The organism is Janthinobacterium amylolyticum (genome assembly GCF_051380655.1).
Taxonomy (GTDB): Bacteria; Pseudomonadota; Gammaproteobacteria; order Burkholderiales; family Burkholderiaceae_D; genus Janthinobacterium.
This window is the reverse complement of sequence record NZ_JBNYXL010000007.1, coordinates 341,455-353,802: the sequence shown is the minus strand read 5'-3', so window position 1 is coordinate 353,802 and position 12,348 is coordinate 341,455. Positions and strand designations below refer to the sequence as shown.

The following is a 12,348-nucleotide window of genomic DNA, read 5'->3' as shown; positions in this document are numbered from 1 at the left end:
GCGTTTCAGTGAAGTGAGGATTTTCGGGCCTTCATCACGCCGGCAACGGTGAGGAAAGAACCAAAGACCACAATTCTATCATTCTCACCGGCCCGGCTCATTGCATTTGCAAAAGCTTGTGCCGGATCATCGAAAATAGACACAGTATGTTCGCTGCTGTCAGGCTTGTCTTCCAGCATGATCTGCACCTTGGCGGCCAGCTCGGAGGCTGTGGCAGCGCGCGGCGAAGGCAGGCCCGTCAGGCACCAGTGGTCGACGTGTTCGGACATGGCGGCCAGTACGCCATCGATATCCTTGTCCTGCATGGAACCGAAGACGGCATAGGTGTACGGATGGAAACCCATATTGCCCAGGTTCTGGTTCAGCGCCGAGGCAGCATGGGGGTTGTGCGCCACGTCGAGGATCACGCTGGGGCGGCCAGGCAAGACCTGGAAGCGGCCCGGCAGTTCCACCGTCACCAGGCCCGTGCGCACTTCCTGCGCGCCCACGGGCAGTTTCAGCTTCAGCACTTCCAGCGCGGCCAGCACGGCCGTCGCGTTGAGGATCTGGTTGGCGCCACGCAAGCTTGGATACGCGAGCGAATTGCGGCGCTGCTCGCGCCCGCCATAGTTCCACTGCTGCTTGTCGCCCGAATAATTGAAATCGCGGCCCATCAGCCACAGGTCGGCGCCGATGGCCTCGGCATGGTCGATCAGCGACTGCGGCGGCACGGGGTCGCTGCAGATGGCCGCCTTGCCCGGACGGAAGATGCCGGCCTTTTCAAAGCCGATCGCTTCGCGCGTATCGCCCAGGTAATCCGTATGATCGATGTCGACGCTGGTGACGATGGCCACGTCGGCGTCGATCACGTTGACGGCGTCCAGGCGCCCGCCCAGGCCCACTTCCAGGATGGCCACGTCCAGCTTTGCCTGCGCCAGCAGGTGCAAAATCGCCAGGGTGGTGAATTCAAAATACGTCAGCGGCGTGTCGCCGCGCACGGCCTCGACAGCGTTGAAGCTGGCGACGAGCTGTTCATCGCTGGCCATCTCGCCCAGCACGCGCGCGCGCTCATTGAAATCGAGGAAGTGCGGCTTGATGTACAGGCCCACTTTGTAGCCAGCGCGCAACAGCACCGATTCCAGCATGGCGCAGGTGGATCCCTTGCCGTTCGTGCCCGCCACCATGATCACGGGGCAAATAAAAGCCAGCTGCATGCGCGCCTTGACGGCTTGCACTCGGTCCAGGCCCATGTTGATCTGGGTTTCCGAATGGCGGGTTTCCAGCATGGCGAGCCAGTCCGGCAAGGTGGTGGGGAGGTTTTGCATGGGAGACTTCTTGAGGTAAGGATGCGCGAGGCAGAAAAACAGATGACCCTAAACAACATCTGGGGTCGGTCCCTGCGGGATCGAGATTCACTCCACTGGAGTGAATCTCCCCGTCGGGTCCGACCCCAGCAGTTCATGGGTTCAGGCAAATGGACATTATTCCATTCAATACAATCAAGCCAGCACTTCCACGGCCTGATTCTGCAGCAAGGCCAGCAGGCGGGCGATTTCTTCGCGCATCTTGCGGCGGTCGACGATCATGTCGACGGCGCCCTTGGTAACGAGGAACTCGGCGCGCTGGAAGCCTTCCGGCAGTTTTTCGCGCACGGTGTTTTCAATCACGCGCGGGCCGGCAAAGCCGATCAGCGCTTTCGGCTCGGCGATGACGACGTCGCCCATGAAGGCGAACGAAGCGGACACGCCGCCCATGGTCGGGTCGGTCAGCACGCTGATGAATGGCAATTTCTTTTCCGACAGTTTGGTCAGCATGGCCGTGGTTTTCGCCATCTGCATCAGCGACAGCAAGCCTTCCTGCATGCGCGCGCCACCGGTGGCGGTGATGCAAATGAACGGCACTTTCTGTTCCAGCGCGATCTGCGCGCCGCGCACGAAGCGCTCGCCGACCACGGAGCCCATGGAGCCGCCCATGAATTCGAATTCGAAGCACGCCACGACCACTGGCAGGCTCATGATGGCCCCGCCCATGACGACCATCGCATCCGTCTCGCCCGTCGCTTCCATGGCGGATTTCAGGCGGTCCGGGTATTTCTTGCTGTCCTTGAACTTCAGGGTATCGACGGGCAGGATTTCCTGGCCGATTTCGTAGCGGCCGCCCGCGTCGAGCAGGCTGTCGAGGCGTTCGCGCGCGCGGATGCGCATGTGGTGGTCGCACTTCGGGCAGACGTGCAAATTCGATTCCAGGTCCGTACGGTACAGCACGGCTTCGCACGACGGGCACTTGACCCACAGGCCTTCCGGCATGGTCTTGCGCGCGGCGGCGTCCGAACGCTGTATGCGCGGTGGCAGCAGTTTTTCCAACCAACTCATATTTTCTCCTTGGGCCCTTGTAGGGGTAGCGTCGGTGGACACCCCCGGCAGACGGTCAACGGCGGCGCCCCGCAGGACGCCACCAAAAATTTTATCTATTGCACAATAACAGGCAAATCAGTGGCCGAAGTGTAGCCGTTTATCGCCGGGCTGTCGAACTTTGCCGCCAACGCATCTTGCGTAAACGGCAAGCTTGCTCAGGCATCCAGTGCGGCGCGGATGCCGGCCGTAAAGCTGCGCACGGCGTCCACGGCGCCGCCTGCCGGCGCGTTTTCTATCTCCTGGATGATGCGGCTGCCGATGACGACGGCATCGGCCACCTTGGCAACGGCCTTGGCCGTGGCGCCATCGCGGATGCCGAAGCCCACGCCGATGGGTAATTTTACATGCTGGCGGATGGCCGCGAGGCGTTCAGCCACCTGTTGCGTATCAATGTTACCCGCTCCCGTCACGCCTTTCAGCGACACGTAATAGCTGAAGCCGCCGCCGACCTTGGCCACTTGGGCGATGCGCTCCTCGGTCGAAGTGGGCGCCAGCAGGAAAATCAGGTCGAGGCCCGCTTCGCGCATGGCGGCGCCGAACTCTTCGCATTCTTCCGGCGGATAGTCGACGACGATGGCGCCATCGGCACCGGCCGCCTGTGCCGCCGCGATGAAGGCGGCGCTGCCGATGCGCTCGATGGGATTGGCATAGCCCATCAGTACCACGGGCGTCGTCTGGTTCGTCTCGCGGAACTGGCGCACGTAGCCGAACACGTCATGGATGCCGACATTGAATTTCAGCGCACGCTCGCAGGCGCGCTGGATGACGGGGCCTTCCGCCATGGGATCGGAAAACGGCACGCCCAGTTCCAGCACGTCGGCGCCGCCCTCGACGAGCGCATGCATCAGCGGCACGGTGGCGTCAGGGCCGGGGTCGCCGGCGGTGATGAAGGTGACCAGGCCGGTCTTGTTGTTCGATTTTAAATTGGCAAAGGTGGTGGCGATACGGGACATGGGATGCTTTCTTTATCGGTGGAGGGTGTCGGATTACGCGCTTGCGCGCTAATCCGACCTACGCAATACTGGGGTTGTCAGTTATTTAACTGAAATTCAATCCCATGCGTTCCGCCACGGTATGCATGTCCTTGTCGCCACGGCCCGACAGGTTGGCCAGCACGATCTGGTCTTTCGACAAGGTGGCCGCCAGCTTGGCCGCGTAGGCCAAGGCGTGCGACGATTCCAGGGCCGGGATGATGCCTTCGATATGGCAGCAGTCGTGGAAAGCCTGCAGCGCTTCCTCATCCGTGATGGACACGTATTGCGCGCGGCCAGAGTCTTTCAGCCACGCATGTTCCGGACCCACGCCAGGATAGTCGAGGCCGGCCGAGACGGAGTGCGTCTCGATGATCTGGCCGTTGTCATCCTGCAGCAGATAGGTGCGGTTGCCGTGCAGCACGCCCGGGAAACCGGCCGTCAGCGAGGCCGAGTGCTTGCCCGTGTCCAGCCCTTCGCCGGCCGCTTCCACGCCGATCAGTTTGACGTCCTTCTGGTCGATATACGGGTAAAAAATGCCCATGGCGTTCGAACCGCCGCCGATGCAGGCCAGCACGTAGTCGGGCTGGCGGCCCGTCATTTCCGGCATCTGCACCAGGCACTCCTCGCCGATCACGGACTGGAAGTCGCGCACCATCATCGGGTAAGGATGCGGGCCGGCCACGGTGCCGATGATATAAAACGTGTTTTCAATGTTCGTGACCCAGTCGCGCATGGCTTCGTTCAGCGCATCCTTGAGGGTCTTGGAGCCGGATTCGACAGGCACGACGGTAGCGCCCAGCAGTTTCATGCGGTACACGTTCTGCGCCTGGCGCTTGACGTCTTCGCTGCCCATGTAGACCACGCATTCGAGGCCGAAGCGGGCACAGATGGTGGCCGTGGCCACGCCGTGCTGGCCGGCGCCCGTCTCGGCGATGATGCGCGGCTTGCCCATGCGCTTGGCCAGCAGGGCCTGGCCGATGACGTTATTGATCTTGTGCGCGCCCGTGTGGTTCAAGTCTTCGCGCTTGAAATAGATCTGCGCGCCGCCTGCCAGCTCGGACCAGCGCTTGGCGTGGTAGATGGGCGACGGGCGGCCGACGAAATGTTTCAGCTCGTAGCGGAATTCTTCGAGGAATTCCGGGTCCGCGCTGTAGCGGGCGTAGGCGTCCTTCAGTTCAGCGAGCGCATGGGTGAGTGTTTCGGCAACAAACGAGCCGCCGTACGGACCGAAGTGGCCGCGCAGGTCGGGAAACGGGTAATCGGTGGCGTGGAACAATGCGGCGGCTGCGCCGGGCGCTGTGGTGCGGTCATTCATGATGGTTTCCTCTGGCAATGATGGCATCGGCATCCTGTACCGCGGCGATGAACGCGCGGACTCTGGATGCGTCCTTGATGCCCTTGGACGCCTCGACACCACTGCTGATGTCGACGGCGTAAGGGCGCACGCGCACCACTGCATCAGTCGCGTTTTGTACGCTCAAGCCACCACTTAAAACGACCCGAGGCGCGAGTTCTTCTGGAATGAGGGACCAATCAAATACCTTTCCTGCACCGCCATAGGCGTCCACATAGGTATCCAGCAAGAGGCTGGCAAACAAGGGACTGGCGGCACGATAGCGCTGTTCGTATTCTAGCAAATCTTCAAACGAGGTGTCAGGTTTGACGCGGAACACCTGCGTAAATGGCGTTTGCACGGCGCCAGCCAGCGCGGCGCTGTGTTCTGGCGTCTCGTCGCCATGGAATTGCAGCAGCGACAAGGGCGCCACTGCCTTCGTTGCCCGCACCTCGTCCAGCGTGGCGTTGACGAACAGGCCCACCGTCGTCACATAGGGCGGCACGGCGGCAATCAGGCTGGCCGCCTGTTGCGGCGTCACGTAGCGGGGGCTTTTCGGGTAAAACACGAAGCCGATGGCGTCGGCGCCCGCCGCCACGACGGCGTGGATGTCTTCGACTCTGGTCAGGCCGCAGATCTTGATGCGTGTGCGTGGCATGCTGTCTTCCTTGAAGTTATTGCTTGATGCGCAATTGCTTGATGCAAACTTGCTTGATGCAAAACGTCAGAACCAGGGCAGCGCGCTGCTGCTGTCTTGCGGCAAGCCCCACTTGGGATCGTAATCGATCTTCGCCAGATACAGGCCGTCCGGCATGAAGGTGGGCGCGGCCGCGTGGCGGTCTTTGCTTTCCAGTAAATGCCCGAGCCAGTCCGGCTTTTCCCGCCCCGTGCCGACATACACGAGCGAGCCGACCAGGTTGCGCACCATGTGATGCAGGAAGGCATTGGCCGTGATCGTAAAAATCACGCAATCGCCGTGCCGCTCGATGCGGATGTCATGCATGAGCTTAACAGGCGACTTGGCCTGGCATTGCGCGGCGCGGAAGGCTGTGAAGTCATGCCAGCCCAGCAGCGGCTGCACGGCCTGGCGCATCAGTTCCACGTCCAGCGGACGGAAAAAGAAGCCGGCGCGCCCTTCCACCAGTGGCGAACGCGTGGCGTTGTTGTACAACACATAATGATAGGTGCGCGCGCGGGCACTGAAACGGGCGTGGAAGAAGTCATTGACCGTCGGATCGCCTTCGAGTTCCTTGGCCCAGCGCACGGCAATGGATTTCGGCAGGAAGGCATTCACGCCGCGCACCCACGAGTGCACGTCGCGGTTCAGGTCCGTATCGAAGTGCACGACTTGTTCAAGCGCATGCACGCCCGTGTCCGTGCGGCCGGCGCAGGTGGTGGCCAGGCGCACGCGGGCAAACTGCTGCAGCGCGTTTTCCAGCTGGTCCTGCACCGTCTGGCCATCTTCCTGCTTCTGGTACCCATGCCAGGCCGTGCCGTCATACTGCAGACCCAGGGCGATACGCTTGAATGGCGTTGCTGTCGTAATATTTTGCATCGAAGCATTATACCGGCGCGGCAGCCCCGGTGCGCCGCATCGACCTACGCGAGCGAGCTGGCGTTCTGGGCAAGGCGCGCGGTCGAAGACAGTACGAATAGTACAAGGTGAAATAGTACAAGGTGAAATAGTACAAGGTGAACGCCATGACCGCGCAACGCAGCCATGGCCGTCGTATCGACGCTCAGGTTAGCTCAGCAAAGCTCTCATCGTATTCGCCTTGGCAACCTGCTCTTCGCTGCCGCCCTTGATGACCTCATCGATCAGCTCGCGCGCGCCTTCCTTGTCGCCGATTTCCTGGTAAGCGATCGCCAGGTCCAGCTTGGTATCCATTTCCATGTGGATAGCCGACAGCGGGTCGTCCACGCCGGCGCTGGCCGTCTTGCCGTCGTTCAGGTCCAAGTCGATGCCGGACAGGTCGAATTCCTGCGCAGGCGGGATATTTTCCGGCGGCGCGGCCGGCGCTTGCGCGTCGTCGAACAGGCTGTCGACCGAAGAGTCGGCTGCCGCTACCGGGGCCGCAGCCGGCGCCACGGGCTCATCCAGGTCGAAGTGCGCCAGGTCCACATCCTTCAATGGATCAGGCAGTGGCGTCAGGCCCGCGCCCACGCCATTCACGGGACCGGCTGGCGGCTCCAGGTCGAGGCCGAAATCCATGCTGGCGTCGTAGTGTGCATCCTGCGCTTCCTGCAGCACCGGCGCCGGCTTGACGTCCGGTCCCGGCATGACGATAGGGTCGCTGGTGGAAACAGGCTCGAAATCGAGACTGTCGAGGTCAAAGTCGAGCGGATCGCGGACATCGCGCGACGGAACGGCAGCCGGCCCGGCCGGCGCCAGGTCGGCTACCGGCGCCACGTCCGCCTGCGCGGAGTTGGCCGGTTCGTCAGGCAGGTCCATGCTCTGGCCACGCAAATCGTCGCCGGCGCCCTTGCTCAGGCTGACGACGGCATCATCTTCCGTGTCACCATACAGCGGGTTGGCGGGATCGAGCGCCAGGCCCAGGGCAGCGGCTTGCGGCCACTCCTCGCCCTGGCCGCGCGTCAAACTGTACAGTTCGCTAGCCTGATCTTCAAAGGCGCGCACATCGTTGCGGGCAGAATAGATTTCCAGCAGCTTCAGGCGCGCCGCATGGCGGTCCGGGTGGATGCGCAGTGCTTCCTTGAGGATATCTTCCGCCTGGCCATCGCGGCCGTAGGCGATATACACATCGGCTTCGGCCACAGGGTCCACTTCATTGCCATCGAGCGCACCCGCACCCGCCGTGGCGGCGGCGATGCCAGCGGCGGCGGCACCGGCGCCAAACAGGTGATTGCTGGCTTCGGACTGCTGGTCTTCCGGCGCCACGCCGGCTGGCGGCGTCACGGGCGCTTCCGGCTCGAACACGGGTGCGGCATCGTCTTGCGCCGGCGGCGCGTCCTTGCGGCGGCGCGCGATCACCAGGGCCGCCACGGCAGCCATCAGCGCGGCCAGGCCGATGCCGATGGCACCCAGGTGGTCATTGATCTTGTCGGCAAAGGTCGGTTCCAGCGGCGACGGTTTTTTCACCAGCGGCACGGGCTTGGCCTTCGGCACGGGCGGCTGCGCCTCGGCGGCCGGGGCCGGCGCGCTGGCGGCCGTCTCGGCCGGCTTGGCCGGCGCCGGCGCGCTCTTGTCAGCCATGGCCTTGCTCTTCACGGCCATCAGCTTTTCCAGGTCGCTGACGTTCTTTTCCAGTTCCTTGACGCGGGCGGCCGCTTCATCGACCTGCTTCGCCTTGGCGATCTTGTCTTCCTCGCTGGCCACGGCGCTCTTGCCAGGGGCCTTGGCCGCCGGTTCCGCCTTCGACAGTTTCAGCTTGTCTTGCGACTCGCTCACGGCCGTCGGCTTTTCCTGCACCTTGGTGGCGCCGATCTTGCCGGCCGTGCTTTGCGTCGCCTGCGCCGCCTTGGCCGGCTTGCTCTGGGCGACCTGGCCCGCCAGCTTGTTGCGGTAGGCTTCGAAATCGATGGCGTGCGCCGTCACCACGCCCTTCGCCTCGGCCGCACTGGTGGCGCGGATGGTGTCCGCGCCCGGCACGGCCAGGATGCGCCCCGCCTGCATGCGGTTCATGTTCTCGCCCTTGAAGGCATCCGGATTGGCGCGGTACAGAGCAACGAGCATCATGTCGAGCGACACGCCCGACGGCTTCAGTTCGCTGGCGATGCGGCTCAGCGTGTCGCCCGTCCTGACCTTGTATTCGCTGGCGGCCTTTTTCGCCGCGGCCGGTGCGGCATCAGTAGCAGCGGCAGTGGCGGCGGCCTTGGCCTTGCCTGGCTCTACCGGTGCAGCCACCTGCGCGCCGCGCGTCTGGCGCGCTTCCGGCGTGTCGAGCACGAACGCATACTCGCGCACCTGGCGCCCGCTCTTGCTGCTCAGTTCCAGCAGCAGGTCGACCATTGGTTCAGCCACCGGCTGTGCCGAGCTGATGCGAATGAAAGGCTTGCCATTGCGGTTTTCCACGGCAAACGTCAAGGCATTCAGGGCGGGATTGAATTCCACATTGGCCTGGCGATACGCATCCGGCGGCGCCAGCTTGGCCAGCAGGCTGGCAGCTTCGCCCGGCTTGATGGCCGACAACTCGACCTCGGCGCGTAGCGGCTGGCCGGCGGCGGACAGCACCGTGATCTTGCCCAGTTCGGCCGCGTATGCCGCCGGTGACAATAACACCGCGCAGGCAACAGCGCTGCTGAGCGTTTTGATGGCAAGGGAGGCGACCCGGGGACGAGTGTGTACAGGCATAGTTGGCGGCATCTTAGTTGACATGGGAAAACTGTTACTTTTCCAGAGGTATCAACATATCATCATGCCCAGAGCTATGCAAGCTCCGCATGGTTGAGCCTTGACGGGCTCAGGACGAAAAAAAAGCCGGGAAAACCACCCCGGCTTGATACTCATCAGCGCTTTACTGCTGATTTATTGCTGATTTATAGCGGATTATTTGCTGATTTATTCTTGTTACGCGTCGAGCAAAATACGCAGCATGCGGCGCAGCGGCTCGGCCGCGCCCCACAGCAACTGGTCGCCCACGGTGAAGGCGGACAGATATTCGCCGCCCATGCTCATCTTGCGCACGCGGCCGACAGGGATCGTCAGGCTGCCCGTGACGGCCGCTGGCGACAGGTCGCGCACGGACGCTTCGCGCGTGTTCGGCACGAATTTCACCCACTCGTTGTTGCTGGCGATGATGTCGTTGATTTCATCGAGCGGCACGTCTTTTTTCAGCTTGATGGTCAGCGCCTGCGAATGGCAGCGCATGGCGCCGATGCGCACGCACAGGCCGTCGACAGGGATTTCCTTGGTGCCGAAATCGACGCCGCGGCCCAGGATCTTGTTGGTTTCCGCACCGGCTTTCCACTCTTCCTTCGACTGGCCGTTGCCCAGGTCCTTGTCGATCCATGGAATCAGGTTGCCGGCCAGCGGCGCGCCGAACTGCTTGATTTCATCCGCGGAATAGCCGTGCTGGGTGGCCAGCACCTGGCGGTCGATTTCCAGGATGGCGGAAGCGGGGTTGTCCAGCAGCGCCTTGACGGAGCCGTTGATGGTGCCAAACTGCGTCAGCAGTTCGCGCATGTGCTGGGCGCCGCCGCCCGATGCCGCCTGGTAGGTCATCGACGTCATCCAGTCGATCAGGTCGTGCTGGAACAGGCCGCCCAGGCCCATCATCATGCACGACACGGTGCAGTTGCCGCCGATGTAGTTCTTGACGCCCTTGCCCAGCGCATCCTTGATGACGTGCAGGTTGACAGGGTCGAGCACGATGACGGCGTCTTTTTCCATGCGCAAGGTCGAAGCCGCATCAATCCAGTAACCGTTCCAGCCGCTGGCGCGCAGCTGCGGGAACACGGCGCTCGTGTAGTCGCCGCCCTGGCAGGAAATAATGATGTCGCACTTGGACAGTTCGGCGATGTTGTTGGCATCCTTGAGGATGGTTTCATTCTTCGCCATGGCCGGCGCCGCGCCGCCCGTGTTTGAAGTGGTGAAAAACACCGGTTCGATGTGGGCGAAATCGCCCTCTTCCTGCATGCGTTGCATCAGGACCGAACCGACCATACCGCGCCAACCTACCAAGCCAACTAATTTCATTACCATTCCTCAAGATGAGACGGCGACTGCCGTCATTAGACTATTTTATCCCAGCGCTTTTACAACTGCATCACCCATCGCCTCGGTACCGACCAAAGTCGTGCCCGCTTCATGGATGTCGGCCGTGCGCAAGCCCTGCGCCAGTACTTTCTTCACGGCCGCTTCCACCCGGTCGGCCTGCTCTTCGCGATTCAGCGAATAGCGCAGCATCATGGCGGCCGACAAGATCGTCGCCAGCGGATTGGCGATCCCCTTGCCGGCGATATCGGGCGCCGAACCGTGCGATGGCTCGTACAGGCCCTTGTTGTTGGCGTCCAGCGAAGCGGACGGCAGCATGCCGATCGACCCCGTCAGCATGGCGGCCGCGTCGGACAGGATATCGCCGAACATGTTGCCGGTCACCATGACGTCGAATTTCTTCGGTGCCCGCACCAGCTGCATGGCCGCGTTGTCGACATACATGTGGTCAAGCGCCACATCCGGGTATTCCTTGTGCACGTCGATGACGATGTCTTTCCAGAACTGGAAGGTTTCCAGCACGTTCGCCTTGTCCACGCTGGTCAGGCGCTTGTCGCGCTTTTGCGCGGCCTGGAAAGCCACGTGGGCGATGCGGCGGATTTCCCCTTCCGCATAGCGCATGGTATCAAAGCCTTCGCGCTGGCCCTTGAACGGGCCGTCCGGGCACTCGCGCACGCCACGGGGCTGGCCGAAATAAATGTCGCCCGTCAATTCACGGATGATCAAAATATCCAGGCCGGAAACCACTTCCGGCTTCAGGGTCGAGGCGCCCGCCAGTTCCGGATACAGGATGGCCGGACGCAGGTTGGCGAACAGGCCCAGGTTCTTGCGCAGGCCCAGGATCGCCTGTTCCGGACGGAACTGGCGCTCCAGATTGTCGTATTGATAATCGCCGACAGCGCCGAACAGCACGGCATCGGCCGCTTTCGCCAGGGCAAGAGTACCTTCGGGCAGCGGGTGTCCATGGGCCGCATAGCCGGCGCCGCCCACGGGCGCGCTTTCCAGCTCGAACGATTCGCCCAGTACATTCAGTACCTTGACGGCTTGCGCGACGATTTCAGGACCGATGCCGTCGCCGGGTAAGATTGCAATTTTCATGGAGTGATCTTTAGATTACGTTGGCCAACCAGGGCTGACTATTCAGGTGACGTTCTTCGAAGGCGCGGATATCGTCGGCGTGGCGCAGGGTCAGGCCAATATCGTCGAGTCCATTCATCAGGCAATATTTGCGGAATGCATCGATCTCGAATGGATACGACACGGAACCATTGCTGGTGCGCACGCATTGCTGCTCCAGGTCCACCACCAGCTTGAAGCCGGGGAAAGCCTTGACTTCATTGAACAGGTGCTCGACCTGCGCTTCCGGCAGCACAATGGGCAGCAAGCCGTTCTTGTAGCAGTTATTGAAGAAGATGTCGGCAAACGATGGCGCGATGATGGCGCGGAAACCGTATTGATCCAGCGCCCACGGCGCGTGTTCGCGCGAGGAGCCGCAGCCGAAATTCTTGCGCGTCAGCAAGATCGAAGCGCCCTGGTAGCGCGGCTCGTTGAGCACGAACTCCGGGTTCAGCGGGCGGCGGCTGTTGTCCTGGCCCGGTTCGCCATGGTCGAGATAACGCCATTCGTCGAACAGGTTGGGGCCGAAACCGCTGCGGTGGATCGACTTCAGGAATTGCTTCGGAATAATCGCGTCGGTGTCGACGTTGGCGCGGTCCAGCGGGGCGACCAGGCCTTCGTAAATCGTAAATTTATCCATGCTGTTTCTACTCGGTAGGACGGGCGGCGCGCTGCACCGGCCCGCCACGGTTTATTTTCCGCCGGCGCCAGTGACAACCTGGCCGACTTTCTGCACATCGCGGCCGATGCCGGATACGGTGTTGCAGCCAGACAGGATGACGGTGGCGATGAGGAGGGCGAAGAGTTTTTTCATGATGATTTTTTATGCGTATATTGAGAAAGCCGGAAGCATCAGTG

Annotated in this window: 10 protein-coding genes and 1 pseudogene; all 11 read right to left on the bottom strand. The window is 62.2% G+C overall.

The window, feature by feature from the left end; genetic code table 11:
- Window positions 1-5: 5 nt before the first annotated feature.
- The gene (gene folC / locus ACQ4WR_RS17280; protein WP_436488710.1) at window positions 6-1,304 is read right to left on the bottom strand and encodes a bifunctional tetrahydrofolate synthase/dihydrofolate synthase; all 1,299 of its coding nucleotides are present in this window, start codon (window positions 1,302-1,304) and stop codon (window positions 6-8) included.
- A gap of 174 nt (window positions 1,305-1,478) precedes the next feature.
- On the bottom strand, window positions 1,479-2,351 hold the full coding sequence (gene accD / locus ACQ4WR_RS17275; RefSeq protein ID WP_010400390.1) for an acetyl-CoA carboxylase, carboxyltransferase subunit beta: 873 nt from the start codon (window positions 2,349-2,351) through the stop codon (window positions 1,479-1,481).
- A gap of 197 nt (window positions 2,352-2,548) precedes the next feature.
- A complete protein-coding gene (trpA, locus tag ACQ4WR_RS17270; RefSeq protein ID WP_102296572.1) occupies window positions 2,549-3,346 on the bottom strand; it encodes a tryptophan synthase subunit alpha in 798 nt (265 codons plus the stop codon).
- A gap of 85 nt (window positions 3,347-3,431) precedes the next feature.
- On the bottom strand, window positions 3,432-4,682 hold the full coding sequence (trpB, locus tag ACQ4WR_RS17265) for a tryptophan synthase subunit beta (protein WP_436488708.1): 1,251 nt from the start codon (window positions 4,680-4,682) through the stop codon (window positions 3,432-3,434).
- A pseudogene (locus ACQ4WR_RS17260) lies at window positions 4,675-5,370 on the bottom strand (phosphoribosylanthranilate isomerase); the annotation flags it as partial. The pseudogene ACQ4WR_RS17260 and the gene trpB, both read right to left, overlap by 8 nt.
- A 54-nt stretch (window positions 5,371-5,424) precedes the next feature.
- Window positions 5,425-6,255, bottom strand: coding sequence for a tRNA pseudouridine(38-40) synthase TruA (gene truA / locus ACQ4WR_RS17255; protein ID WP_436488706.1), 831 nt, complete (start codon window positions 6,253-6,255; stop codon window positions 5,425-5,427).
- Between the two features lie 189 nt (window positions 6,256-6,444).
- On the bottom strand, window positions 6,445-8,934 hold the full coding sequence (locus ACQ4WR_RS17250; RefSeq protein ID WP_436488704.1) for a motility hub landmark protein FimV: 2,490 nt from the start codon (window positions 8,932-8,934) through the stop codon (window positions 6,445-6,447).
- A 294-nt stretch (window positions 8,935-9,228) separates the two neighbouring features.
- Window positions 9,229-10,356: an aspartate-semialdehyde dehydrogenase gene (asd, locus tag ACQ4WR_RS17245; protein WP_436488702.1), complete on the bottom strand. Its 1,128-nt coding sequence runs from the start codon at window positions 10,354-10,356 to the stop codon at window positions 9,229-9,231.
- Between the two features lie 45 nt (window positions 10,357-10,401).
- Window positions 10,402-11,472, bottom strand: a complete 1,071-nt coding sequence (gene leuB / locus ACQ4WR_RS17240) for a 3-isopropylmalate dehydrogenase (protein ID WP_436488700.1) — start codon at window positions 11,470-11,472, stop codon at window positions 10,402-10,404.
- A 10-nt stretch (window positions 11,473-11,482) separates the two neighbouring features.
- The gene (gene leuD, locus ACQ4WR_RS17235) at window positions 11,483-12,130 is read right to left on the bottom strand and encodes a 3-isopropylmalate dehydratase small subunit (protein WP_436488699.1); all 648 of its coding nucleotides are present in this window, start codon (window positions 12,128-12,130) and stop codon (window positions 11,483-11,485) included.
- A gap of 51 nt (window positions 12,131-12,181) precedes the next feature.
- Window positions 12,182-12,304 carry an entericidin A/B family lipoprotein gene (locus ACQ4WR_RS17230; protein WP_010400408.1) on the bottom strand — a complete coding sequence of 41 codons (123 nt, stop codon included), beginning with the start codon at window positions 12,302-12,304 and terminating at the stop codon, window positions 12,182-12,184.
- Window positions 12,305-12,348 lie beyond the last annotated feature (44 nt).

Bases quoted from the DNA above. Each gene is read 5' to 3' on its own strand.
- folC (WP_436488710.1), bottom strand. From the start codon at position 1,304: ATGCAAAACCTCCCCACCACCTTGCCGGACTGGCTCGCCATGCTGGAA.
- accD (WP_010400390.1), bottom strand. From the start codon at position 2,351: ATGAGTTGGTTGGAAAAACTGCTGCCACCGCGCATACAGCGTTCGGAC.
- trpA (WP_102296572.1), bottom strand. From the start codon at position 3,346: ATGTCCCGTATCGCCACCACCTTTGCCAATTTAAAATCGAACAACAAG.
- trpB (WP_436488708.1), bottom strand. From the start codon at position 4,682: ATGAATGACCGCACCACAGCGCCCGGCGCAGCCGCCGCATTGTTCCAC.
- truA (WP_436488706.1), bottom strand. From the start codon at position 6,255: ATGCAAAATATTACGACAGCAACGCCATTCAAGCGTATCGCCCTGGGT.
- asd (WP_436488702.1), bottom strand. From the start codon at position 10,356: ATGAAATTAGTTGGCTTGGTAGGTTGGCGCGGTATGGTCGGTTCGGTC.
- leuB (WP_436488700.1), bottom strand. From the start codon at position 11,472: ATGAAAATTGCAATCTTACCCGGCGACGGCATCGGTCCTGAAATCGTC.
- leuD (WP_436488699.1), bottom strand. From the start codon at position 12,130: ATGGATAAATTTACGATTTACGAAGGCCTGGTCGCCCCGCTGGACCGC.
- ACQ4WR_RS17230 (WP_010400408.1), bottom strand. From the start codon at position 12,304: ATGAAAAAACTCTTCGCCCTCCTCATCGCCACCGTCATCCTGTCTGGC.